Below are 23,820 nucleotides of genomic sequence, written 5' to 3' on the forward strand. Positions count from 1 at the left end.
ACGGGCAGCCGGAAAGCCGGAAGAAACGACAAGGACGGAGGTTGGTCCGGTGGAAGTTATGGAACGGGGGATTCGGATGTTCGGCAGGGAAACCGATCGACAGTCGATGGCGTCTGTGCTCGACTCGGTGGCAGTGGGAGGCACCAACAGTCTCCTGGTGATCGAGGGCCGGGCGGGCGTCGGAAAGACGACCATGCTCTCGGAGCTGGCGCGGCTAGCCCGCGGCCGTGGCTTCACCGTCGAGTTCCCCGCGCACCTCTCCGTATCCGCAGTACTGCCGGAATCACCCCGATCTTCCCCCGCAACACCGAAGCTGGTCGTCGTGGACGACGTCGAGGACGCCGGTCCGGCGGTGGTCACCGCCCTCTGCGACGCCTTCGCGCGCATGACCGGGCGAGGGTGCCTGCTGGCCTTCGCCGTGCGTCCCGGACGGGTGAGCGACTGCCTGCGCCGGGTCACCCGGGGCGGCCATGTCCACGTCGCCAGGACACAGTTGGGTGAGCTGTCGAGACGGGACGCGCTGCTGCTGTGCGCCGAACTCGCCGCGGCGCGTCCCTCTCCCGAGCTGGCCTGCCTCGTGGAGTCGGCAGGCGGCAATCCGCTGCTGGTGACCGAGCTGGTAGGCGGTCTGGCGGAGGAGGGCGGGATCGAGGTCCTCGACGGGGTCGCCTGGCTGCGGTCGCCGGCACTGCCGGAGCGGATCCGAATCGTCGTCCGGGGCTGTCTGTCGTCCCTGTCGGAGGGCAGCCGGCACATGCTCCGTGTCGCCGCCGTGCTGAACACCGCGCTGCGCCCCGCCCAGCTGTCCTCCCTCGCGGCCTTCCTCGGCCACTCCACGGCCACACTCATGCCGTTGCTGGACGAGGCGCTCGAGGCCGGGCTGCTGATGGACAGCGAGGGCAAACTCGTTTTCCCCTACGCGCTGTTGCGCAGGGTGGTGGCCGAGTCCGTGCCGTGGTCCATGCGGCAGGCGCTGATCCACGAGGCGAGGACGCAGCAGGCAGCCGAGAGCGAACCCCTCGCCGCGCGCCCGCCCCTATCCGGCACCGAGCCGCCGGTGGAGCACGAGGAGCTGGTGACCGTGCGGCACGCGCGCGCCTCCGCCGCCCGCCCGGTGCGCGCAGACGGCCTGGGCCTCTCCGTGCCCTCCGGGGTGGGTGTCGTCGACGTCACCGACTCCCGGGCCGGACGCGTTGACTTGACCACGCGTGAACTGGAGGTCCTCCGGTGTGTGGCCAAGGCGATGAGCAACCGTCAGGTCGGACGTCACCTGTCCATCACGGAGGGCACCGTCAAACGGCACATGAGGAACATCTTCCGGAAACTGGACGCGACCTCGCGCATCGACGCGGTGAACAAGGTGGGGCCCCTGATAACGGCGCAGCCCCGGTTGCGGTCCTGAGGCTCCCGGCCGTGTCCGCGTGACCGCCCGGCCACGCGGGCACGGCACGCCCACACCTGCGGGAGCACCCGTACGTCGTAGGGCACCACCCGGAGGTGTCGGCCCTCCGGACAGTCGACCGGCGTGGCCTTCGCCCTGCCATGGCGCGGCGGCGCCCCGGCGGCGACCGTCCAGCCGATCGCGACGGCACCGCTGCGCTGCTCGGTCGTCGACGCCGGCGGTGTCCGGCCCAGGTGTACGGCCGCGAGACGGTTCCTCGTCAACGCCGTTGTCCACGGACCCGCCGGGACGGCGGCGCGTAGCCCTCCCGGTGGGGTGGGGTACCCCCGGACGCCGCGCCGCCGACGGGAAGGCCGGCGGGGCCGGGTGGTTCAGCGGGGGTTCGGAACCGGGCGCCGCTTCCGCTTCGGCCGCAGCAGATACCACTCGACGAACAGCAGGTGCGCGATGACCGCGGTCCAGGTGGCGGTCGCGTAGGCCTGTTCGTAGTTCAGGCCGAAGGCCACGAAGAGGGCGTTGAGCGGGCGCAGTGTGACCGTGGAGGTGGTCATCGCGACGTTCCGCAGCATCCACTTGCGGTGCTCGCCGTACTTGCGTCGGCGGCCGGTCAGGTAACCCGAGACACCGGTGACGATCCAGCACGCGTCCATGAACAGCAGGGCGACGGCCACGTCGGGCCCGCTGGTCGTCAGCAGCGAATCGGGGATCGCCAGGGCCGCGGAAGGGAAGACCCCGGCGAAGAAGTACACGCGTCCCAGGATGCGGTGGGTGCGCGGACGGCGCGCCCGGTACCAGGGCCAGACCTGCACCCAGGCGAGGACGATCGCCACCACCGCGGTGTAGATGTGGACGACGAACAGCGGGTAGTGCCAAGGGAGATCGGTCCGTATCCCCAGCCGACTGGTCGACGGGTCGAGTGTGAGATAGCGGGAGATGCCGAACGCGGCGAACCCCACGCAGTAGACCGCGAGGCACGCCACCCAGGTCATTTCCCGCCGACTGGGCTTTGGGACCTGAGCCGTTTCGAGCGGGTGCTCCGCCGTCACGGAAACTTCCCGGACACCGTCCACAGCATCCCCTTTCTTCGCCGCTAACCTGAGGGATCCCTGGCATGTTAGGAAAGGAAGAGGCGCCCGAGCGTGCTCTGCCCACCTAGGGGGCACCCTGTGTGCCTCTTTGGTGGTACGGCCTCCCTGCGGGCCCGGAATTCCGTGCTTCTTTTGTTGAATTCCGGACCCGGGTGGCGCTGGGTAGCGTTTTTCTCCGAATTCACATCCTGCCCGATGGATTCGCTGAAACTTTCTGCATACATCTGCCTAAGGGGACCGCTGGCGCATGCGCATCGTTCGCTACCACGCATTCGGGCCGTCGAGTGTTCTGCGAGTCGAGGAGGCGGAGACGCCGCGTCCCGGGCCCGGGGACGTACTGATACGGGTGGAGGCGATCGGCGTCGACCAGGCCGATGTGCAGCGGCGGCGCGGCGAGCATCCCGTGTCCGCCCCGGTGCTGCCGGCCTGTCCCGCCGCGGATGTCGTCGGCGTGGTCGAGCAGGCCGGCGCCGACGTGCCCGCCGGGCACCTCGGCGCGCGCGTGGTGGTGTGGAAGGCGCAGAACGCCTACGCGGACCACGTGATCGCCCCGCTGGACCGGATCACGCCCGTACCGGACGGCCTGGACCCGGCGGAGGCCACGGTCATGGGGTCCACCGGGCGCGTCGCCGTGCAGGTGGTCAACTCGGGGCAGCTGCGCGCCGGGGAGAGCGTGCTGGTGCACGGGGCGGCCGGCGCCGTGGGGCACATGGCGCTGCAGATGGCCAAGGCCCGGGGCGCAGGCCCCGTGATCGCGACCGCGAGTTCCCCGGAGAAGCTGGACTTCGCCCGCTCCCTGGGGGCGGACGTCACCGTCGACTACGGCCGGTCCGACTGGTCGGAGCAGGTGCGCAAGGCCGTGGACGGGCGAGGCGTGGATGTGATCTTCAACGGCATCGGCGGCGAACTGCTCCACGACGATGTGGAGCTGCTGGCCCCGTACGGCCGGCTCGTCTTCTACGGCGCCTCGGGCAGCCCGACGGCACGCCCCGTCCTGTCCTTCCTCGACGTCCTCGGCATGAAGTACGTGACCGGATTCAGCATGGCCGCGCTGCTGCGACACCGTCCCGATCTCGCCGAGTCCGGGACGCGCCAGCTCTTCGAAGCCGTCGCCGGCGGGGCCGTACGCCCCGTGGTCGCGGCCCGCGTCCCGCTGGCCGAAGTCGCCCGTGCACACGACCTGGTGGAGTCGCGCGCCAGCCGCGGTCGCGTCGTACTCGTGCCGTGAGGAGAACACCCGACGTGACCCCACCAGGAACGCGTTTCTCTGACCGGGAAGAGCGAGAAGAACGAGAAGAAGGGGGCAGCATGCCCGAGCAGTCCGACCCCGAGGTGCTCATCGTCGGAGCGGGACCGGTGGGCCTTGCCCTGGGCGTCGATCTGCTGCGCCGCGGGGTCTCCGTGCGCGTCGTCGACCGCGACCCCGGCCACCACCCTCACTCCAAGTCCCTGGCGCTGTGGCCGCGTGCGCTGGAGGGCTTCCACCGCATGGGCCTCATCGAGCCCCTGCTCGACCGGTCGCTGACGGTTGGCGCACTCAAGTACTACCTGGGCGAGAGGGTCATCCGGGTTGGTTTCGGCAGCCTGGACGGCAGCCGGTACCGCTATCCGGTCACGCTCCCGCAGAGCGCCACCGAGGAGGTCCTGCGCCAAGGCTTCGCGGACGCGGGCGGCAAGGTCGAGTACGGCACCGAGTTCGTCGGCTTCACCCAGGACACCCGCGGAGTACGTGCCACGCTGCTCTCCGGCGGCCAGGAGGTCGAGGCGAGGGCGCGGTACCTGGTCGGCTGCGACGGAGCCCACAGCACGGTCCGGCAGCGCCTCGGCGTGGCCTTCGAAGGGGCCACCTACCCGCAGCAGTTCCTGATAGCGGACGGGGTGTGGGAGGCCGACCTGCCGCAGAACGAGACGCACTACTTCATGGACCCCTCCGGGATCCTGGTCGTCACCAGCCTCCCCGAGGGCAGGGCCCGGGTCTTCCTCGGCCTGCGCGAGGAGGTGCCCGAGGACCGGCTGGCCGAGACCGCGCAGCGGCTGGCCGAGGCCCGGTGCACGGTACCGATCCGGGCGGTCGGCGAGCTGCAGACCGGTATCTTCCGCATCCACCGCCGCATGGCGGACCGCTTCCGGGTGGGACGCGTTCTCCTCGCCGGGGACGCGGCCCACATCCACAGCCCCGCCGGGGCCCAGGGGCTCAACACCGGGCTCGAGGACGCGGCATCACTGGCCTGGCGCCTCGCGGGGATCGAGCGGTACGGACTCACCCCGGACTCCCTGGAGGAGTGGGACCGGGAGCGGCGGCACACGGCCGCCTCCGTGGTCGCCGACAGCGACCGGCAGACCCGGATGTGGACCCTGAGCGGCTGGCGGCGGTCCGTGCGGGACGTCGCTCTGGAAGGCGCCGCCCGCGCTGGCGTCCTCGACCGTTTCGTCGCGCCGCGCCAGGCACAGCTCACCCTGTCCCACCCCGGCGACGGCACCGGGACCGGCAGGCTCCGCAGCGGCATGCGCCTGCCCGACGTTCCGCTGGAGGGGCGGGCCGATCAGTCCTGGCTGCACGACAAGGTGGCCCGGGAAGCGCCGGTGCTCCTGCTGTTCGCGGCCGACAACCGGAATCCGGAGCGGCTGGAGAGCACCCGGCAGGCCGCACGCCGGCTGCTGTCGGAGCGGGCCGGAGGCCCCGGGTACCGCACGGCGGTGCTCCTCAGCGCCCGCATCCCCGAGTCCTCGGCCCACGACTCGGGGCTGGAGGAGATCAACGATCCGGGAGCAGACATCCACCGGCGCTTCGGCATCGGCGGGCCGTGCGCCGTCGAGGTCCGGCCCGACGCCACGATCGGCGGCGTCTTCGAGCTGAAGGAAGGCTCGTCGCTGGTGCGCCCCGCTCGGCGCCGCGTCCGTTTCTGACCGAGGCCGGGGCGGCGAGCAGGGTGGGTCGGGCCGTAGGACGAGCAAGGAGGAGGGGAGCGGGGTGGCTGTGTTCGGAATGCTCGGTCCGCTCGGGGTGGAACCCCGGGTGCCCGGTGACCGGCTCACCGTGCCGCGGGGTCCGAAAGTGCGGAAGCTGCTCTGCCTCTTCCTCCTGCACCCCGGCACGATCGTGACGCTGAACCAGATCATGGACGAACTCTGGGGGGAGGCGGCGGTCGACAGCGCCGTCCCCACGGTGCGGACGCACGTGTACCACCTGCGCCGCGTGCTCGCCCAGCGCGGAGTGGGCGGCGCTCGGGGCGCGATGATCCACACCACCAGCTCCGGATACGTGCTGGACCTCGGGGACGACGACACCGACGTGCGGTGCTTCCGCTCCTCCGCCCGGCGCGGCGCCGACCTGCTCAGAGCGGGGGACCACGCGGCGGCGGCCCGCGAACTGCGCAACGCGCTCTCCCGGTGGCGCGGTCCGGCGCTCGGTGACGTGTCCCACGGCCGGGTGCTGGAACAGGAGGTCGCCCATCTGGAGGGCCAGCGGCAGGACACGCTGTACCAGCGGATCATCACCGACCTGCACCTCGGCGACCACCGTCGGATCATCGGCGAACTGCGCCGGCTGGTGGCCGCGGAACCGCTCAACGAGTGGCTCTACGGCTGCCTGATCGAATGCCTCCACCACAGCGGCCTGCGCAACGAGGCGCTGCGCGCGTACCGGCAGATCCGCCATGCGCTGGACACGGAGCTGGGCCTCGAACCCGCTCCGTTCCTGCAGGAGATGCGGCAGATGATTCTCGACCCCGCGACGGGGACCGTTCCCCGCTCCGGATCCCTCATGACCAAAGCGTTCCCGACCCCTGCATGAAGGTGGCATTGATGAAGGTTGTTGCGGACTACGACAAGTGCTGTGCCGCGGGGCAGTGCGCGGTCCTCGCCCCCGATGTCTTCGACCAGGACGACGACGGCATCGTGCTGGTCCTGGACGCAGAACCCCCGGCCCATCTGAACGACGCGGTGCTCCAGGCCGTCACGGCCTGCCCCGGTTCGGCCCTCAGGGCGCTGCAGTGAGCCGTGGGACCATCGTGGTGGCCGGCGCCTGTGCCGCCGGCATCTCCGCGGCGGAGACGCTGCGCAGAAAGGGTTACGACGGGCGTCTCGTCGTCATCGGTGACGAGACGCATCCGCCGTACGAGCGTCCCCCGCTGTCCAAGCAGCTCCTGACCGGCGAGTGGGACGAGCAGCGGACCGCCATGCGCGATGCCGCGGCGCTCGACCGGAGCGCACTCGACCTGCGTCTCGGGATCCGCGCCCGAGGACTCGATCTCGGCAGCCGGCGGGTCATCCTCGACGACGGTGAACACGTCCCGTTCGACGGCCTGGTCATCGCGACCGGCGTCCGCGCCCGCACCTTTGCCGGCGCGGAGGCGCTCTCGGGCGTGCACACGCTCCGCACACTGGACGACCTGGCCGCCCTGCGGGCCAGCCTGTGGGCCGGCGGCACGGTGGCCGTCGTCGGCTCCGGGCCGCTCGGAATGGAGGTGGCCTCCTCCCTCGCGGCACGCGACGCCCATGAGGTGACCGTCATCACCGACGAGTCGGTCCCGATGGAGCGGCTGGTCGGCCCCGTCGTCGGCGAGATGCTCGGCCGGATCCACCGCGGCAGAGGGGTGAAGCTGCACACCGGACAGACGGTGACCGGGCTGGCGGGCACCCGGGGAAGGGTGTCGGGCGTCCGTCTCGCGGACGGGACGACGGTCCCGGCGGACACCGTGGTGCTGGCCATCGGATCCACTCCGAACACCGAGTGGCTGGCCGGAAGCGGGCTCACCGTCGACCGCGGCGTCCACTGCGACGCGTACAGTGCGGCGGCCCCCCTCGTGTACGCCGCCGGGGATGTCGCCCACTGGCACCACCACGTCCACGGCGAGCCCGTACGCACCGAGCACCGCATCAACGCCACCGAGCAGGGCGCCGTGGCCGCGCACAACCTGCTGTCCGAACTGGGCGCCGTACCGGAGCCGCGCACCGCCTACACCCCGGTCCCCTACTTCTGGTCCGACCAGTACGCGCTGCGGCTCCAGGCGTACGGCCTGCTGCACGGCGCCGACCGCGTCGAGGTGCCGTACGCGGACCTGGACGACCCCGACCTCCCCCGGCTCGTCGCGTTCTACGCGCGCCAGGGCCTGGTCAGGGGGGTGCTCGGGACAGGGATCCCGCCCCGGGTCCTGCGCGAGCTGCGCGGACTCGTCACGCTCCCGAAGCCATGGGAGGACATCCGCGGCCGGGCTGCCGAACTGCTCGCCACCCTGAGCCGCCCCCGCCGCCCCGCCGTGACCCGAGACGCCGACCGAGGAAAGGCACGATGACGACGAGCCCGAAGACACCCGCCGCCCGCACCGCCGCGGCCGGGGCCGACAGCGGCGAACGGTACGCCGGCCTCGGAACCCTGCTGGTGAGGGCCGCGGCGGACTTCCCGGAGCACGGGCTGCGCTACTGCACGGCGGAGCACCCTTCCGAGCACACCCTGCAGACCTATCCAGAACTGCTCGCTCAATCGCTCCGCCTGCTGGGTGCCCTGCGGGCCCACGGCGTCCGCCCGGGCCGTGTCGTGGCGCTGCTGCTGGAGCGGCCCGAGGAGTTCGTCCCTGCCCTGTGGGCCTGCCTGCTCGGAGGGATCACCGTGTGCCCGCTGGTGCCGCTGCGGAACGACCCGCAGCGCTGGGCCGCCCAGCTGAGCCACGTCGACACCCTGCTCGGCGGACCGCTCGTCCTCACCGACCGGCGCACCCGCGAGGAGTTCCCCGTCGTCGAGGGGCCCGCGGTCACCACGGTCGAGGAACTGGCCGCGGCCGTGGTCCCGGACGCCCCCGCAGCCCCGCCCACCGCCGGCGATCCCGACGACGTCGCGCTGCTGGTCCTCACCTCCGGCTCAACCGGCGCCGCCAAGGCGGTCCGGCTCACCCACCGTAACCTGCTCGCCTCCATGGCCGCCAAGGCCCGGACGCAGCAGCTCACCGCAGCCGACGTGACGCTCAACTGGATCTCGTACGACCACGTCGCCGCGCTGCTGGAGGCCCATCTGCTGCCGTTGTCGGTCGGGGCCGTGCAGGTGCAGGCGCCGCCGGAGGGGGTCCTGGCCGACCCAGTGCGCTTCCTCCGGCTGATCGACGCCCACCGGGTGACCATGACGTTCACCCCGAACTTCCTGCTCGGCCTGATCAACAAGGCGCTCGACCGGCAGCCCTCCCCGTCGGCCCTTGACCTGTCCTGCCTGCGCCACATCGTCTCCGGCGGGGAAGCCAACCCGGTGGCCACCGGGTTGGCGTTCCTCGACCGACTGGCCCCCCGCGGACTGCGCCGCGGGGCACTGTGGCCCGCCTTCGGCATGACCGAGACCTGCGCCGGCAGCATCTACAACCGGGAGTTCCCGGGCGCCGACCGGGGAAGCGAGTTCGCGGCGGTCGGACGGCCCGTCGACGGGCTCCGGATCAGGGTCACCGCCGGCGACGACACCCCGCTCGCCGACGGAGAGACCGGCGAGGTCCAGCTCACCGGCCCGATGATCACCGACGGGTACTGGAACGACAAGGAGGCGACCCAGGCGGCGTTCACCGCGGACGGCTGGTTCCGCACCGGCGACCTCGGCCGGCTCGACGGGGGCCGGCTGACCCTGGTCGGGCGCAGCAAGGACAGCATCATCGTCAACGGCGTCAACTACTACAGCCACGACCTCGAATCGGTCCTCGACGGCCTCGAAGGCATCGCCAGGTCCTACGTCGCCGCGTTCCCGACGCGCCCGCCGGGCAGCGACACCGAGCACCTCGCGGTCGCCTTCGCCGTCACCCCCGACGTCGCCGGCGACGAGGCGGCACTGCACCGCCTGCTCATCGCCGCCCGGAACACCGCCGTACTGCACTGGGGATTCCGCCCCGCGGTGCTGCTCCCGCTGCCCGAGGACGCCTTCCCGAAGACGAGTCTCGGCAAGATCCAGCGCTCGCTCATGCGACGACGGCTGGAGTCGGGTGACTATGCCGGCCACCTCGCGGCGGTCCAGGAGCTGGTCACCCGGCAACTGGGCGGGTACACCGCCCCGGAGGGCGAGACCGAGCGGACGCTGACCGAGCTGTACGGCGACCTCGTGGAGGAGGACCCGGTCGGCATCAGCGCCACCGCCGGTTTCTTCGACCTCGGCGGCACCTCCCTGGACATCCTGCGCCTCAAACGCCTGATCACCGAACGCTTCCCCGGCGTGGAGCTTCCGGTGCTCGCGATCCTCACCTCACCCAGCGTCCGTGCCCTGGCCGCGCGGATCGACGCCGGCCAGGGCGGCGGGACCGCGCCGTACGACCCGGTCGTCCCGCTGCAGACCACCGGCGAGGGCACCCCACTGTTCTGCGTCCACCCCGGTGTCGGCGAGGTGCTCGTCTTCGTCAACCTGGCCAAGTACTTCGCCCACGAGCGGCCCTTCTACGCGCTGCGGGCCCGCGGGTTCAACCCGGGGGAGGAGCCCTTCGGGACTTTCGAGGAGATGGCGCGGACCTACGCGGACGCCATCCGGGCCAGGCAGCCGCACGGCCCCTACGCCCTCGCCGGGTACTCCTTCGGCGCGGCCGTCGCCTTCGAGGTGGCCAAGCTGCTGGAGGCGGACGGCGAGCGGGTGGACTTCCTGGGCAGCTTCAACCTGCCCCCGCACATCAAGTACCGCATGGACGAACTCGACTTCGTGGAGACGGCGGTCAACCTGGCGATGTTCCTGGAGCTGGTCCCCGAGCAGCGGGCGGCGACCCTGCCCGCCGAACTCCGCCCGCTGGACAGGCGGGAGCAGCTGGCCAGGCTGATCGACCTCTCCGATCCGGACCGGCTCGCCGAACTCGACCTGGACCTGGCCCGGTTCACGGCCTGGGCGGAACTCGCCGACGGCCTCACCGACCTCGGCCGCAGCTACCGGCCGACCGGGAGTGTCGCCCGGATGAGCATCTTCTACGCCGTTCCCCTGCGCGGCACCAAGCAGGACTGGCTGGGCAGGGAGCTGAGCCGCTGGGCGGACTTCACCCGCGAGGAACCCCGGTACATCGACGTTCCCGGCGAGCACTACACCCTCATGGGCCCCCGGCACGTGGCCGTCTTCCAGTCCCTGCTGCGCACGGAACTCGACCGGGCCCTCACCGACCGAGCGCACGACCGCACACAAGGCCGCGCACATGACTGAACGCCCGCACGACACCGCCACACCGGCCGGGAAGAAGATCCTCATCACCGGTGCGACCGGCCTGGTCGCCCGTACCGTGGCCGAGACGCTCGCCGCCGACAACGAGGTGTGGTGCCTCGGCCGGTTCCGGGACCCCGCCCTGGAGCACCGGTTCCGGCAGCGGGGGATCCGGACCTGGCGCTGGGACATGGCCGGGGAGGAACTCCACGGCCTGCCCGGCGACTTCACCCACGTGCTGCACGCGGCGGTCGAGCGCGGTGACGGGGACTTCGAGGACGCGGTGGCGGTGAACTCCGTCGCCGCAGGCCGCCTCATGACCCACTGCCGCGCCGCCGAGGCCTTCCTGTACGTCTCCACCAGCGCGGTCTACGCTCCCCAGGCGCCCGATCACCTGCACACCGAGTCCGACCCGCTGGGCACCGCGTCGGCGTGGCTGCCGGCCTACCCGGTGGGCAAGCTGGCCACCGAGGGTGCCGTACGCGCGCTCGCCGTGGCCCTGGGCCTGCCCACCACGATCGCCCGGCTCAACGTGGCCTACGGGCCGCACGGGCACGGCGGGCTCCCGGTCATCTACTTCCGGCAAATGCTCGCCGGGCAACCGATCGCCGTTCCCCCCGCCCACCAGCACTACTGCTCCCCGATCCACACCGACGACATCGCACGGCACGTGCCCCGGCTGTGGGCCGCGGCGGCGGCGCCCGCGACCGTCGTGAACTGGGGCGGGGACGAGATGGTCGGGGTGCGGGACCTGATGTCCCACGTCTCCCGCCTCACCGGGGTCCCCGTCGACTTCACCCCCAGCGACGTCACCCGCGCCGTCGTCGCGTCCGACACCACCCGCCGCCACGCCATCACCGGCGACTGCGTGTGGTCCTGGCGCGACGGGGTCCGGCAGGTGCTGGACGCGCACTTCCCCGGCGCCGTGCGAGCCGCTCCCGAAGAGAGGTCTGTCCAACCGTGACCACCGAGACACCGACCGAGCCGTACGTGCTGGGCCTGCTGGAACGCGCCCTCAGCACCAGCTGCGCCGCCTCGCTGCGTGCGGCCGTGAGGCTGGGCCTCGCCGACGTCCTCGGCGACACCCCGGCTACGGCCGGCGAGCTGGCCGTGGCGGTCGGCGCCGACCCGGACGCGCTGCGCCGCCTGCTGCGCTCGCTCACCTGCCACGAGGTCTTCGCCGAGGATGCCGGGGGCCGGTTCGTCCACACCGAGGTCTCGCGGCTGCTGCGCACGGGCACCCCGGACAGCCTCGACCAGCTCGTGCTCTGGATGACCGAACCCTGGACCTGGGAGCTGTGGGGCCGGCTGGACGAGTCGGTCCGCACCGGCGGGGGCGTCTTCACCGACCTGCACGGCCAGGAGTTCTTCGAGCAGGTGCACACCGCCTGGCCCGAGTCAGCGGCCGTCTTCGGCCGCGCCATGACCCAGGCGAGCACGCAGTCCGCCCGGGCCGTGGCGCGGGCCCTGCCGCTGGACGGCGCGCGAACGGTTGCGGACATCGGCGGCGGACAGGGCTTCCTGCTCGCCGCCCTGCTCGAACACCACCCCGCTCTGAACGGAATCCTCTTCGACCGGCCGGACGTGCTAGAGGGCGCCGACGCCCGGCTGCGCGACGGCGGGACGCTCGCCGGCCGCACCCGGATCCTGGCCGGCGACTGCCGTGCGGAGGTGCCGGAGGGCGTCGACGCGTACGTGTTCAAGAACGTCCTCGGGATGAACGACGAGGACGCCGCCCTCGTCCTGGGAACGGTGATGCGCACGGCTGGCGCCGGCGCCCGGGTGCTCGTCGTGGAGAACCTCGTGGACGACGGCCCGGGACAGCGGTTCAGCACCGGGATGGACCTGCGGATGCTGCTCACCGTCGGCGGGCGCAAGCACACCCGCCGGTCACTGCTCGGGCTCGTGGAGCGGTCGGGCCTCACGGTCCGGGAGGTGCGGCCGGTCGACTCCTACCAGCACCTGGTCGACGCCGTGGTGCCCGCGTGAGCGCCCCGGGCCCCGGCCGGACCGTGGACCGCGCCGAACAGGCGGACGTCCTGGTCGTGGGCGCGGGTCCCACCGGACTGCTGCTGGCCGGGGACCTCGCCGCCGCCGGGGTGCGGGTCACCCTGATGGAGCGGCGCGCGCACGCCGACGCCAACCTGACCCGCGCCTTCGCCGTGCACGCCCGCAGCCTGGAGGCGCTGGACGCCCGCGGCCTCGGCGACGAACTGGTCGGTCTCGGCCGGACGGCCCCGGTCGTCGGCGTCTTCGGCCGACTCGAACTGCACCTGCACCGGTTGCGCAGTCGCTACCCGTTCGTGCTGATCACCCCGCAGTACAACACCGAGCGACTGCTGGAGCGGCGCGCGCTCGCCGCCGGTGTGCGCATCGTGCGGGGTGCCGAGGTGGTGGCGTTGCGTCAGCGGGCCGGCGCCGTCGAGGCGGACACCGCCGGGGCGGGCACCTTCCGCGCCGCGTACCTGGTCGGGTGCGACGGAGTGCGCAGTGCCGTCCGGCGGCTGACCGGGATCGGCTTCCCCGGCCGGTCGGTGCTGCGCTCGGTGATGCTGGCCGACGTCCGGCTCAAGGAACTGCCCGCCGAGGCGGTGACCACCCACGCCAACCGGTACGGCTTCGCCTCCCTGGTGCCGTTCGGCGACGGCTGGTACCGGGCCATCGGATGGATCGCCGGGGACGACCGCCCCGACGACGCGCCGGTTGAGCCGGAGGAACTGGCCGGGCTGCTGCGCCGGGTGCTCGGCTCGGACCACGGCATGCACGAGCCGCGCTGGATCTCCCGCTTCCACACCGACGAACGGCAGGCGGTGCGCTACCGCGAGGGCCGGGTCCTGCTGGCCGGCGACGCCGCGCACGTACACTCCCCGGCCGGCGGCATGGGTATGAACACCGGGCTGCAGGACGCCGCCAACCTGGGCTGGAAGCTGGCCGCGGTGGTGCGGGGCCGGGCCGGAGAGGCTCTGCTCGACTCCTACGAACGGGAGCGGTACCCGGTCGGCAGACAGACCCTGCGGATCTCCGGTGCGATCACCCGGGGCGTGCTCAGCACTCCGCGCAGCCGCGGCAGCGTGCGCCGGCTGCGCGACCTGGCCATGCCGGCGGTCTCCCGGCTGAGTGCGCTCACGGCGGTCGGAGAGAGCCGGCTCTCCGGCATCGGCATCGCCTACCCGGCGCCGCGCGGCAGCCACCGGCTCACCGGGCGGCGGGTGCCCGACCTCCGGCTCGCCGGCGGACGGCGCCTGTACGAGGTGCTGCGGGACGGACGCTTCGTCCTGGTCACCCGGGGGCGGCCGGTGCCGGCGACCTCGTGGCTGGACGTCACCGCCCCCGCGGGGAAGCTGCGCACCACCCTGCTGGTCCGTCCGGACGGTCACATCGCCTGGGCCGCGGACGAGCCGGACCCCGACGCCCTGCGCGCGGAACTGGAACGGTGGCCGGTGCACCCGGCCCGCTGACGCGCCGCTCAGAGCGCGGGCAGCGCCCCGTACCGCGCCAGCAGCCCGTCGGCCGTCTCCGGGCCGGCGGGCAGCAGCGGTGCGCGGACCGGGCCGGCGGGCAGGCCGAGGCGGGTCAGCAGGGCCTTCGCGGTGACCGTGCCGGGCAGGCCTGCGTCCATCATCGCCTCGGTCAACGGCGTGACGGCCAGCTGGAGTTCGGCGGCCCGGGCGGTGTCACCGGCGTCGAAGGCGGCCAGGATCGCGTGGATGTGGGCCGGTGCGACGTTCGCGACCGTGCTCACACAGCCCGCCGCGCCGACCGCGTACAGCGCCAGCACGTGCTCGTCGCAGCCCGCGTAGTACGCCAGATCCGTCTCGGCCAGCACCTTCAGGGTGCCGAGGATGTCGTAGGAGCAGTCCTTGACGGCCACGATCCGCGGATGCGCGGCCAGCCGGATCATCGTCTCCGGTTCGATGCGGGTGCCGGTACGGCCCGGGATGTCGTAGAGCATCACCGGCACCTCGCTCGCGTCGGCGACCTGGCGGAAGTGGGCGGCCACGGCCTCCTGCGGGGGCCGGCTGTAGTACGGCGTCACCACCAGCACCCCGTCGGCGCCCGCCTTGCCGGCCGCGCGCGCCAGCTCCACCGTGTGCCGGGTGTCGGCGGTGCCCACGCCCGTGACCAGCGTGGCCCGGTCGCCGACCGCCTCCCGTACGGCCGCGACCAGCCGTGCCTTCTCCTCGCCGGTGGTGGTGGGCGACTCGCCCGTGGTGCCGCTGAGGACCAGGCCGTCACAGCCCCGCGCGACCAGGTGCGCGGCCAGCCGCTGGGCGCCGTCCAGGTCGAGCGCGCCGGACCCGGTGAACGGCGTGACCATGGCGCAGAGGACGCGGCCGAAGGGCGAGGGAGTGCGTGGACTCGTCATGGAGGTAGTCTCGGCCGCCCGTCGGTGAAGCTCTACTTAATTTTCCTACGAGGTATCGATAAAGATTGCTGAACAATCTAGGGCTCGCGCCCGGGTACCCGGAGGGTCGTACAGGGAGGAGGCGGCATACCGATGAGGCACAGGAACGCGCACCGCTCGGGCGCCAAGGGCCCCGACGAGCTACGGCAGCAGATCGAGCAGGCACGGCACCGGCTCGGCGACACGGTCGCTCAGATGACGGGCCGGGCCGAGGTGAAGGACAGGGCCCGGGTACGGGCCGTCGACCTGATGGACAAGGCCGGCGCCATGACCGTCCAGCTGCGCGCCGGCGCCGCACAGGCGGGGCACGGCGTGCAGGACCGGGCGCTCCGGGCGGGCCACCTGGTGCAGGAACGGGCCGCCCAGGTGGGCCACACCGCGCAGGAGAGCATGGCGAAGGCCGGTCATCTGGTGCAGGAGCGGGCCGGACACGGCTCGCACACCGTGCGGGACCGGGCACTGCGGGCCGGGCGTGCCGCACGGCACGACGTGCGGGCACCGCGGTCGGTGCGGTCCGTCATGGGCACCGCCGCACGGAATCCGCGCCCGGCACTGATCCTGGGCGCGGCGGGCGCCGCCATCGTCGGCGCCGCCGTGATCTGGCGCCGCATCGACCGCCGCCAGTGACCACGGCACCGGTCACGGCAGTGGCCGCGCACCGGTCATGGCACTGACCGCGGTACGACGGGGCCGGCCGGACACCTCGTCCGGCCGGCCCCGCCGCCTGCTCAGGGACGGAACCGCAGCACCTGCGGGTCGTGGTCGCTGATCTGGTCGTGGAACTCCGAGTTGATGTGCACGCTGTCGTACGCGAGGTCGCAGCCGCGGCGGATCGCCGGGCTGACCAGGATCTGGTCCAGGACCTGCTGGTTGCCCTGGTAGTCGTAGGTGTAGCGCTCGCTCCTGGGCAGCGACTTGATCGCCGACCACAGCTCGCCGTCGCCCTCCAGGATCTCCGCGGTCCCGGAGAACTCGAAGTCGTTCATGTCGCCGAGCGCGACGACCTCCGCGTTCTTCTGCGCGGACAGGATGTCCTTGACGAACGTGTTCACCGCGGTCGCCTGCGCGTGCCGCTGGATCTCCGAGCTGCGCACCGGCGGCTGGTACTGCGAGGTCAGGCCCTGGTCGCCGCCCTTGGAGTTGAGGTGGTTGGCGATCACGAACACGGTCTTGCCGCGGAAGACGAACTCGCCCGCGAGCGGCTTGCGGCTGTTGTTCCAGGCCGTGTTCGCCGGGTCGATCCGGCCCGGGGAGGCCGTCAGCCGCGCCTTGCCGTGCACCTTGGTGACGCCGACCGCGGTGGTCGAGTCGCCGCCCGCGCGGTCGGTGAAGGAGACCCGCTCCGGGTTGAACAGGAACACCTGGCGGATGTTGCCGCCGGGCTCGCCGCCGTCCTGGTCGTTGACCGGGTTGATCGAGCGCCAGTCGTACGTCGGGCCGCCCGCCGCGGCGATGGCGTCGATCAGCTTGGTCACGGTCTGGTCCGCGTCGACCGTGCCGTCGTCCTTGGCGCCGTTGTTGTCCTGGATCTCCTCCAGGGACACGATGTCGGGCGACTGGAGGTTGTGCACGATCGCGGAGGCGTGCTTGTCGAAGGTGGCGTCCGACGGGTCGAGGTTCTCCACGTTGTACGTCGCCACCGCCAGCTCGCGGCCCGACTGCTTCCGGGTCGTCTCACGCTCCAGGCCGCCGCTCTCCAGCGTGCCGAGCCTGCTCGCGACCAGGGTGTAGCCGCCGAACTGGTTGAAGTCCAGCGGGCCGGTGGTGGCCCCCCGGAGGGTGTCGCCGACGTCCGCCTTCGGGAAGTCGGCGGTCGCGCCCAGCGACTGGATCTGGAGCCGGCCGGTGTTCTGCGCGTCGTAGGAGCCGTAGACCGTGCCGCCGCGGCGGCTGCGGTGCTCCCACGGCTTCACGGTGACCCACAGCTCGCTGTACGGGTCGGTCGCGGTGACCACGCGGGCGTCGCCGACCTGGACGTTCATGCCCTCCAGGGACTCGTAGTAGTCCAGGGCGTACGCCGACGAGTCCAGCGCGAGTCCGTTGATCGAGCCCGCCGCGGCGCTGTCGCCCGACGGGGCGTACGCGTCCGGCACCGCGTCCTCGTCCACGACGACCGGCGCCGGGACCGCGTTGCCGGTGGAGACCGTGGTGACCGTCGGCTTGGTGATCTCCGTCACCGACTGGTTCCCGGACGAGGTGCCGCCCGGGACGTACTCGGAGACCGTGCCGGTCACCGTCACCGCGTCACCGACCGCGACCTTCGGCGCCGAGCTGGTGAAGACGAACACGCCCTCGCTGGTGGCCGGGTTGTCGTCCGGCGTCGGGTCCTGGAGCCAGAAGCCCTTGGAGGAGCCGTAGGTGCGCGTGGCCGTGACGACGCCGGGGACGTCCGTCACCTTCTGTCCCGCGAACGGGGACATCCGGGTGGTGCCCTGGATGTCGTGGATCCGCACCGAGTCGGCGTGGGCGGGGGAGGTGAGGACGACGGCCGACGCGGCGGAACAGACGGCGGCGACGGTGAGCGCGGCGAGGCGCGCGGAAGACCTGCTCGGCAAGGGGATCCCTCCGGGGACGTGACGATGCGCCGGGACGAGGGTGGAACGGGAGCGTGCCGGGCTCGTGGCCCTGCGTGACACGCATAGAGCCGAGTGAACAGTTGTCCCCCCAACTTCTACGCGCGTCAATCTCCTGCCTGGCGCGGGGAGTTGTCAAGGTTTCGGCCATGTACGACTGCTTACGGGGAGATGAACCGGGCGGCATGGGTGGAAATCCGTCTAGGCTGAGCGGCTGAGCCCGTTCACGGTCCGAGGAGAACCAGCCGATGTCAGACAGCTCCCCCCTGCCGCCCGTACGGCTGCACCCCGAAGCGGAGCTGGCGCGCGCCGCGCTGTCCACGCCGGTGCTCTCCCGAGCCGCCCGCCTCGCCCGCTGGGCCGGCCCCGACACCCGTGTGGACGCCGGCGGCGTACTGGTCGAGGAGCAGCTGCCGGCCGCCGCCGAACTGCTCGGACTCACCGGTGACGACGCCACCGCGTACGCCGGCGAGGCCTGGCGGGTCGCCGTGGACACCGGCCTGGTCGAGATCGTGGACGAGGAGGCCGGCACCGTCCGGGCCGGCGAGGAGCTGACGCTGCTCACCGGCGGCTCCCCGAGCGATGTGCTCACCGTGTGGCTCGCCGCCCTGGAGACCGTCATCGCCGACGCGGCCGTCCCCGACCTGGACGACCTGGTCGACGCGCTGGACCACGGCGGCGAGGTCGATTTCTCGTCACTCGACTGGGACCCCGAGGCCGAGGCGGATTTCCTCGACGGCGTCCTCGGCAACCTCTACCTGCTGACCGTCAGTGAGGACGGCTCCGGCGACACCCCCGTCCCGCTGCCCGCCCTCGCCGCCTCCATGATCGTCCCCGACGACATGGGCGAGCCCACCAACGACGTCCTGGAGCAGGTCTCCGACGCCATGATGCGGCTGGACGACCAGTTCCGGGCGCTGGAACCGGTCGGGCTCGTCGCCTACCAGCCGGTGGACGAGGCGCTGATGGCCGACGCCGACGAGGAACCCGCCGCGCTGGACGACACCGACGTCTCCCGCTACGGCATGGTCCGGCTCACCCCGCTCGGCGTGTACGGGCTGCGCGCCCGGCTGCTGGAGGCCGGGTTCGCGGCCCCGGTCGTCGGGGAGCTGGCCGACAAGGGCGCGGACGCGCTGCTCGACGGCACCGCCCGGTTCGGCCGGTCCGCCGCCCGCGCCGAGACCGAGCAGTGGCTCACCCGCCGCGAACCGCTCAAGGCCGCCCGGGAGTTGCTCGCCGCGGCCCGCGGCGCGGACGCCGGTGCCCCGCTGCGCAGGCTGTGCTGCCAGCAGGCGCTGTCGCTGCTGGGCATGGAGGCCGAACCCGCGCTGCGCGAGGTGCTGGACGACCCCGAGCTGGGCGGACTCGCCCGGGTGTGGCTCAGCGAGCGAGGTGCCGCCGACGTGCCGGCGCCGCCCGAGGACATGGTGTTCTGGCTGACCGTCGACACGCTGGCCGCACAGCTGGCGGCCGAGGGCAACTCCGAGGAACTGCGGGCCCTGGTCGAGGGGCTCGCCGCGCAGCACAGCGGGTTCTTCGCGGCGGCCTGGCGGGTGGAGCACCCCGCCACCGCCGAGGTGCTGGACGCGATGGGCCGCCTCCACCCCGACAAGAAGGTGGCCAAGGAGGCCCGCAAGGCCGCGTTCAAGGCACGCTCGCAGCAGGGGAACTGACGCCACGGCCGGTGCCGGTGCCGGTACCGGCCGGTCGCTCCTCCTGTCGCTTCTCCCCGGTGACGGCCCGGGTGCTTTCCTCGTGGCGGCTCAGGTGCTCTTCCTGGGCAACCGTTCGGGTGCTCTTTCCGGTGACGGCTCGGGTCCTTTCCCCGCGACGGCCCGCAGGCTCTCCCCCCGGTGACGGTTCCGGGTGCTTTCCCGGTTACGGTCCGGGTGCTCTCCCGGCGGCCGTGCCGGGTGCTCTCCCGGCGGCCGTCCCGGGTGCTTTTCCCGGCGATGGGGCAGTGCAGACGGATTCATGGAACAGGCGCCCTGGCGGTAGCCCGGCGTTCAACCCCCGTTCACAGCCGGACGGGAGCGTGTGCGCCGAACGAGGCCCCCCACCCTCCACGGCACCGCCACCCCGTCGTCACAGGAGACACCATGTCGCTCACCCGCAGGGACTTCGCCAGAAAATCCGCGATCACCGGGGCCGGGGTCGCCCTCGCGGGCAGCGTCGGCGCCCTCGCCACCGCGCCGAACGCCCTCGCCGCCACGGACGACGAGAGCGCCGGGACCGACTTCGCGCACGGGGGCCACCACCACGGCGTCGGCTACGGCCCGCTGATCGCCGACCCGAACGGCATCCTCGCCCTGCCCGCCGGCTTCCGTTACGAGATCATCACCTACAGCGGCAGGACCAGGCTGGAGTCCGGAGAGTTCACCCCGTCCAACCACGACGGCACGGCCACCTTCGAGGGCCCCCGCGGCACCACCCTGCTCGTCAACAACCACGAGCTGGCCGGTGCCCGCGCCAACTGGCCGCACCCGGTCCCGCTCACCGAGGGCCTGGTCTACGACCCGGCGGCGGCCGGCGGCTGCACCGTCGTCGAGGTCCGTCGCGGCGGCCAGGTCGCCGAGTGGGTGGGCATCGCCGGCACCGCCACCAACTGCGCGGGCGGCAGCACCCCGTGGGGCACCTGGCTGACCTGCGAGGAGACCGAGGACAAGGCCGGCAAGAACGGTTTCACCAAGGACCACGGCTACGTCTTCGAGGTCGACCCGGAGGACCGCCGGGTCAACCGCGACCCGAAGCCGATCAAGGCCCTGGGCCGCTACGCCCACGAGGCCGTCGTGGTCGACCCCAAGCGCGGCCACCTCTACCTCACCGAGGACGCCTCCGGCCCCAACGGCCTGTTCTACCGCTGGACCCCGCCGGAGGGCTTCCGCCACGGCCGCGGCAGGCTGCGCACCCTCGCCGCCGACGCGGGCGTGCTCCAGGCGTTCAAGTGCTTCGACTCCGGCGGCAAGTTCGTGGACGACCTGTCCCGCGCCACCAAGACCGGCACCGTGTACGGCGTCGACTGGGTGGACGTCCCGGACCGCGACGCCCGGACCGTCTCGGTGCGCAAGCAGTTCACCGACGGCCAGGTCACCCGCGCCCGCAAGCTGGAGGGCATGTGGTGGGGCGACGAGGGCGTCTACGTCGTCTCCTCCTTCGCCCGCTCGGAGAGCCCGGTCCAGCACGACGGCCAGGTCTGGTTCTACGACCCCAAGCGCCGCACGCTGACCCTGAAGGTGCTGCTCGGCGTCAATCCGGCCCCGGCCGAGGACGGTGCCTTCGACGGCCCCGACAACATCACCGTCTCCCCGTACGGCGGCCTGGTCATCGCCGAGGACGGCGAGGGCGTCCAGCACCTGTTCGGGGCCACCGAGAGCGGCCGGACCTACCCGATCGCCCGCAACGAGCTGAACATCGGGACCGCGGAGGCGCCGGAATACAGCGAGTTCACCGGCGTCACCTTCTCGCCCGACGGCAGGACCCTCTTCGCCAACATCCAGACGCCCGGCATCATGCTCGCCATCACCGGCCCCTGGAAGCGGCACAAGCGGTGAGTCGGTAACGCCACGAGCGCCCGTTAATTCGCTCGCACGCCCGATGCTGCGCCTCCTACAGTGAGATCAGAACGTCACGCACCTCCCGGTGCGAGGGCAGCGGTTACTTCCCTTTCTGGAAATCACCGACCGCAGCCGACATGATCTCGGGAGGCGCAGCTCATGGTGGGTGTCCGGTGCGCAGGCAACGGTTACTTCACTGGATCGGAGGGTTGCGGGTTCGAGTCCCGTCATCGACTTCGGGTCGGTGTAGCTCAATGGGTAGAGTATCTGGCTAAAGTCCGCCGCCGACTTCCGACCTCGGACACCCTCCATTTGTTGCGCCTCCCTCCGGAACGGAAACTGATTCGGCGAATTCGGGGGGAAATTCACCATGGCGCGGTTCAACACGCGTGCCGCCAAGGCGCGGCCGGCATCGGCCGTCACGTCCACGGGCCGCACCCTGCGCACCCACCAGGGCGGCCGGGGCCATGAGCGCGATCCGCGTTCGGAGCTGTTCCTGCTGGCCGTGTCCCACTTCCTCGCGGACACCTTCTACGAGAGCGCCGGGGACCGCGACACCCGCTTCACCCGCCTCGTCCGCGACCTCGCCGTGCGCGACCCGGAGTGGACGGCCGGCCTGCTCGGCTGGCTGCGCGGCGACGGCAGCATGCGCGCCGCGTCGCTCGTCGGCGCCGCCGAGTACGTCCACGCACGGCTCGCGGCCGGGGCCGCCGACGGCCCGTCGAACCGGCAGGTCGTGGCCTCGGTGCTGCAGCGCCCCGACGAGCCCGGCGAACTGCTCGCGTACTGGACGTCGAGGTACGGCCGCGCCGTCCCCAAGCCCGTCAAGCGCGGCATCGCCGACGCCGTACGACGGCTCTACCACGTCAGGTCCCTGCTCAAGTACGACACCGCGTCCAGGGGCTACCGCTTCGGCGACGTCCTCAACCTGGTGCACGCCGCACCGGACCCCGACAAGCCGTGGCAGGGCGACCTGTTCCGGTACGCGCTCGACCGGCGCCACCACCCGGACACCGCCGTGCCGCCCGCCTCGCTGCCGGCGCTCGGCCTGCACGGGGAGCTGACGGCGCTGCCCGTCGAGCGGCGGCGTGAGGTCGTCACCTCGCCCGACGGCGCCGAGCGGCTGGCGGCGGCCGGCCTCACCTGGGAGGCGCTGGCCGGCTGGCTCCAGGGGCCGATGGACAAGGCGGCCTGGGAGGCCGTGATCCCGTCCATGGGCACGATGGCGCTCGTCCGCAACCTGCGCAACTTCGACGAGGCCGGGGTGTCGGACGAGGTCGCCGCCCGGGCCGCCGCGCGGATCAGCGATCCGCACGAGGTGCGCCGCTCGCGGCAGTTCCCCTTCCGCTACCTGGCCGCGTACCGGCACGCGCCCTCGCTGCGCTGGTCGTACCCGCTGGAGCAGGCGCTCGGCCACTCGCTGGCCAACGTGCCCGCGCTGCCGGGCCGCACCCTCGTGCTGGTGGACCGCTCCGGCTCCATGTTCTGGTCGCGGGTCTCCAAGCGCTCCGAGCTCAGCCGGGCCGACGCGGCGGCGGTCTTCGGCACCGCCCTCGCCCTGCGGGCGGCCGACGCCGACCTCGTGCAGTTCGGCTCGACCAGCGCCAAGGTGCCGTTCCGCACGGGCGAGTCGGTCCTGAAGGTCCTGGAGCGCTTCGGCGACCTCGGCGGCACCGACACCACCGAGGCGGTGCGCCGGCACTACCGGGGCCACGACCGGGTGCTGATCGTCACCGACGAGCAGTACACCCCGCACCGGCACGGCGACCCCGTCGCCCAGGTCCCGGACCACGTCCCGGTCTACACCTGGAACCTGGAGGGCTACCGCGCCGGCCACGGCCCCTCGGGCACGGGCGACCGGCACACCTTCGGCGGCCTCTCCGACGCCGCGTTCCGCATCGTCCCGCTGCTGGAGAGCGGCCGGGACGGTCACTGGCCGTGGCAGGCCTGAGCGCGGAGCCGGACCGCACGGTCCCGTCCACGGCACATGGTCTCCGCTTGCCTGCTCGATAAGCTGTGGAGAGGGTCCCCGGTCTGCAAGGAGTGAGTCGATGACGCAGGGCAGGCCCATGCGCGCGGACGCTCGGCGCAACTACGAGCGGTTGCTGAAGGTGGCGGCGGAGGCCTTCGCCGAGCACGGCGAGAACGCGTCGCTCGACGACATCGCCAAGCGCGCGGGCGTCGGCTCGGGCACGCTCTACCGGCACTTCCCGACCCGCCGGACACTGCTGGAGGCGGCGTACGTCGACCGGATCGAGGCGCTCGGCGTGCGCGCCGGCGAACTGGCGAAGGAACTGCCGCCGGGCGAGGCGCTCACGGAGTGGCTGTACGAACTGGCGGTCGCCACCCTCCAGGTGCGGGGGATGAAGGCCCTGCTCAGCTCGGCGGTGACGGACGGGAGCGGCGCGGCGGCACCGCCCGCCTGCGGGACCGTCGTGAAGGGTGCGGCGGCCCGGCTGGTGGACGCGGCACAGGCCGAGGGCTCGCTGCGGGCCGATGTGCAGCCGATCGAGGTCCTGCGCCTGGCGCACGGCGTCGCCATGGCGGCGGAGCTGGCGCAGGGGGAGCCGGGGCAGATCCGCCGCTATCTGCGCCTGCTGACGGAGGGGCTGCGGGTCGGCTGAGACGACGGCGGCCGGGGGCCGCCCGCGCCGGCAGGGGCGC

General features: G+C 72.5%; 18 protein-coding genes. 15 read left to right on the forward strand and 3 right to left on the reverse strand.

Annotation, left to right across the window (positions count from 1 at the left end; translation table 11 throughout):
- Positions 1–106 precede the first annotated feature (106 nt).
- Complete coding sequence (locus ACZ7N4_RS30335) at positions 107–1,402, forward strand: helix-turn-helix transcriptional regulator (RefSeq protein WP_471364312.1); 1,296 nt, start codon at positions 107–109, stop codon at positions 1,400–1,402.
- 371 nt (positions 1,403–1,773) lie between these two features.
- Here ACZ7N4_RS30335 and ACZ7N4_RS30340 read toward each other — a convergent pair whose 3' ends face one another.
- Entirely contained in the window at positions 1,774–2,391 is a 618-nt protein-coding gene (locus tag ACZ7N4_RS30340; protein WP_471364316.1) for a DUF2306 domain-containing protein, read from the reverse strand.
- Between the two features lie 346 nt (positions 2,392–2,737).
- Here ACZ7N4_RS30340 and ACZ7N4_RS30345 point away from each other — a divergent pair, with 346 nt between their 5' ends.
- From ACZ7N4_RS30345 to ACZ7N4_RS30385, 9 genes are all read left to right on the forward strand, one after another.
- Positions 2,738–3,718, forward strand: a complete 981-nt coding sequence (locus ACZ7N4_RS30345) for a quinone oxidoreductase family protein (RefSeq protein WP_471364318.1) — start codon at positions 2,738–2,740, stop codon at positions 3,716–3,718.
- Positions 3,719–3,798: 80 nt separating this feature from the next.
- Positions 3,799–5,397: an FAD-dependent monooxygenase gene (locus ACZ7N4_RS30350; RefSeq protein ID WP_471364321.1), complete on the forward strand. Its 1,599-nt coding sequence runs from the start codon at positions 3,799–3,801 to the stop codon at positions 5,395–5,397.
- 64 nt (positions 5,398–5,461) lie between these two features.
- The gene (locus tag ACZ7N4_RS30355; protein ID WP_471364324.1) at positions 5,462–6,283 is read left to right on the forward strand and encodes an AfsR/SARP family transcriptional regulator; all 822 of its coding nucleotides are present in this window, start codon (positions 5,462–5,464) and stop codon (positions 6,281–6,283) included.
- Positions 6,284–6,294: 11 nt separating this feature from the next.
- On the forward strand, positions 6,295–6,486 hold the full coding sequence (locus ACZ7N4_RS30360) for a ferredoxin (protein WP_471364327.1): 192 nt from the start codon (positions 6,295–6,297) through the stop codon (positions 6,484–6,486).
- The gene (locus ACZ7N4_RS30365) at positions 6,483–7,784 is read left to right on the forward strand and encodes an NAD(P)/FAD-dependent oxidoreductase (protein WP_471364329.1); all 1,302 of its coding nucleotides are present in this window, start codon (positions 6,483–6,485) and stop codon (positions 7,782–7,784) included. Before ACZ7N4_RS30360 ends, ACZ7N4_RS30365 begins: the two co-directional genes overlap by 4 nt.
- Complete coding sequence (locus tag ACZ7N4_RS30370) at positions 7,781–10,627, forward strand: alpha/beta fold hydrolase (protein ID WP_471364332.1); 2,847 nt, start codon at positions 7,781–7,783, stop codon at positions 10,625–10,627. Before ACZ7N4_RS30365 ends, ACZ7N4_RS30370 begins: the two co-directional genes overlap by 4 nt.
- Entirely contained in the window at positions 10,620–11,588 is a 969-nt protein-coding gene (locus ACZ7N4_RS30375) for an NAD-dependent epimerase/dehydratase family protein (RefSeq protein ID WP_471364335.1), read from the forward strand. The genes ACZ7N4_RS30370 and ACZ7N4_RS30375 overlap by 8 nt, the downstream gene beginning before the upstream one ends.
- On the forward strand, positions 11,585–12,613 hold the full coding sequence (locus tag ACZ7N4_RS30380) for a methyltransferase (protein WP_471364338.1): 1,029 nt from the start codon (positions 11,585–11,587) through the stop codon (positions 12,611–12,613). Before ACZ7N4_RS30375 ends, ACZ7N4_RS30380 begins: the two co-directional genes overlap by 4 nt.
- On the forward strand, positions 12,610–14,082 hold the full coding sequence (locus tag ACZ7N4_RS30385; protein ID WP_471364340.1) for an FAD-dependent monooxygenase: 1,473 nt from the start codon (positions 12,610–12,612) through the stop codon (positions 14,080–14,082). Before ACZ7N4_RS30380 ends, ACZ7N4_RS30385 begins: the two co-directional genes overlap by 4 nt.
- An 8-nt stretch (positions 14,083–14,090) precedes the next feature.
- Here ACZ7N4_RS30385 and dapA read toward each other — a convergent pair whose 3' ends face one another.
- Positions 14,091–14,990 carry a 4-hydroxy-tetrahydrodipicolinate synthase gene (gene dapA, locus ACZ7N4_RS30390; RefSeq protein WP_471364343.1) on the reverse strand — a complete coding sequence of 300 codons (900 nt, stop codon included), beginning with the start codon at positions 14,988–14,990 and terminating at the stop codon, positions 14,091–14,093.
- Between the two features lie 132 nt (positions 14,991–15,122).
- Between dapA and ACZ7N4_RS30395 the strand changes: the two genes are divergently transcribed.
- On the forward strand, positions 15,123–15,656 hold the full coding sequence (locus tag ACZ7N4_RS30395) for a DUF3618 domain-containing protein (protein WP_471364345.1): 534 nt from the start codon (positions 15,123–15,125) through the stop codon (positions 15,654–15,656).
- A gap of 101 nt (positions 15,657–15,757) precedes the next feature.
- Here ACZ7N4_RS30395 and ACZ7N4_RS30400 read toward each other — a convergent pair whose 3' ends face one another.
- Complete coding sequence (locus ACZ7N4_RS30400; RefSeq protein ID WP_471364348.1) at positions 15,758–17,584, reverse strand: endonuclease/exonuclease/phosphatase family protein; 1,827 nt, start codon at positions 17,582–17,584, stop codon at positions 15,758–15,760.
- Between the two features lie 266 nt (positions 17,585–17,850).
- Between ACZ7N4_RS30400 and ACZ7N4_RS30405 the strand changes: the two genes are divergently transcribed.
- The 4 genes from ACZ7N4_RS30405 to ACZ7N4_RS30420 all read left to right on the forward strand — a co-directional run bounded on the left by ACZ7N4_RS30405 (position 17,851) and on the right by ACZ7N4_RS30420 (position 23,780).
- The gene (locus tag ACZ7N4_RS30405; RefSeq protein WP_471364351.1) at positions 17,851–19,275 is read left to right on the forward strand and encodes a hypothetical protein; all 1,425 of its coding nucleotides are present in this window, start codon (positions 17,851–17,853) and stop codon (positions 19,273–19,275) included.
- A 426-nt stretch (positions 19,276–19,701) separates the two neighbouring features.
- On the forward strand, positions 19,702–21,153 hold the full coding sequence (locus ACZ7N4_RS30410) for an alkaline phosphatase PhoX (protein ID WP_471364356.1): 1,452 nt from the start codon (positions 19,702–19,704) through the stop codon (positions 21,151–21,153).
- A 373-nt stretch (positions 21,154–21,526) separates the two neighbouring features.
- Positions 21,527–23,107: a TROVE domain-containing protein gene (locus ACZ7N4_RS30415; protein ID WP_471364360.1), complete on the forward strand. Its 1,581-nt coding sequence runs from the start codon at positions 21,527–21,529 to the stop codon at positions 23,105–23,107.
- A 100-nt stretch (positions 23,108–23,207) separates the two neighbouring features.
- Positions 23,208–23,780 carry a TetR/AcrR family transcriptional regulator gene (locus ACZ7N4_RS30420; RefSeq protein ID WP_471364362.1) on the forward strand — a complete coding sequence of 191 codons (573 nt, stop codon included), beginning with the start codon at positions 23,208–23,210 and terminating at the stop codon, positions 23,778–23,780.
- Positions 23,781–23,820 lie beyond the last annotated feature (40 nt).

Source organism: Streptomyces sp. NPDC107654 (assembly GCF_055639035.1).